This window comes from Chryseobacterium sp. UYP7, from assembly GCF_056279225.1.
The window spans coordinates 1-1,261 of sequence record NZ_JBWBQW010000024.1 but is presented as its reverse complement, the minus strand read 5'-3'; the positions used below and the strand labels follow the sequence as shown (position 1 = coordinate 1,261).

At 41.2% G+C, this 1,261-nt stretch carries 1 protein-coding gene; it reads left to right on the top strand.

Going from position 1 to position 1,261, the window contains the following annotated elements:
- Window positions 1-70 precede the first annotated feature (70 nt).
- Window positions 71-1,245, top strand: a protein-coding gene (locus ACZ9HT_RS16965) for an IS3 family transposase (RefSeq protein ID WP_476041681.1) whose coding sequence is annotated in 2 segments (ribosomal slippage) — window positions 71-332 and window positions 332-1,245 — 1,176 coding nt in all. Because the reading frame shifts where the segments join, the coding sequence is not laid out codon by codon here.
- Window positions 1,246-1,261: the final 16 nt, after the last annotated feature.

Below are 1,261 nucleotides of genomic sequence, written 5' to 3'. Positions count from 1 at the left end.
TGTAAGCTCCCCCGAAAACAGTACGATTCAAAAGTATAAAAATTATTAACTTTAAATCGTAATTATTATCATGAAAAAAAGCATTTTCAGTCCTGCCAAGATTGCAGGCATTTTAAAGGAGTTTTCTGGTGGCCGTAGTGCCGATGAATTGGCCAGAGAAAACGGAATCAGCACCGCAACGTTGTATAAATGGCGTCAAAAGTACAACGGAATGGAAGCCAGTGAACTTAAACGGGTAAAAGAACTGGAAGAGGAAAACGCTCGGCTTAAACGCATGTACGCTAATCTGGCGATGGAACTCGATGTTGCTAAATATATTATCGAAAAAAAGCTCTAAAGCCTTGTCGGAAACGCGAGATCGTGAGGGATATTAAGGAACTTCGACCGAATAATTCCGGCAAGGCTTTACGCCTACTTCAATTAAGTAGAAGCAGTTTTCACTACCGCTCAATCAAAGATGATTCTACGGTAATGATGGAATTGGAACAACTCACGCAGAATTACCCGCGCGAGGGCTTCTGGAAGTACTATTATCGCTTGCGTAATCGGGGCGAAAAAATCAATCATAAGCGACTTCACAGGATTTATAAGGAAATGAAACTTCCGTTACGTCGCAAGGTCAAGAAACGTCTTCCTGCAAGAGTTAAAGTGCCCTTGGAAGTACCAATATGTTTTACCCATACCTGGAGCATTGACTTTATGAGCGATGTTCTATCCAATGGAAGAAAGTTCCGCAGTTTTAATGTGATTGATGATTATAACAGGGAAATCCTGCATATTGAGGTAGATTACAGTTTGAAAAGTTCGCGGGTGATATGGATATTGAATCATTTGGTGAACAGATATGGCAAACCCAAAAAGATACGGATGGATAACGGTCCGGAGTTCGTTGCCAATATTGCTTCAGTATGGAGCACGCTTAATGAAATAACATTCGCTTACATTCAGCCGGGAAAACCCACGCAGAATGCCTATATCGAACGCTTTAATAAAACCTACAGGGAGCAAATCCTAGATGCCTATATTTTTGAAAGTCTGGATGATGTAAGGAGTGTTACCCAGCAATGGGTTACAGATTATAACCACGAAAGACCACATGATTCCCTGGGCGGATTATCACCTGTAATGTGGAAAAATGGACAGCAAGCCAACGCTAAAGCCAATGCTTTTCCTGACCACTTTCCCACATCCGACAACAACAGCATCGAATTATCAAGAAAAAATTCTATTTTTGAACCGTACTGAAAATGGGGAGTCTACA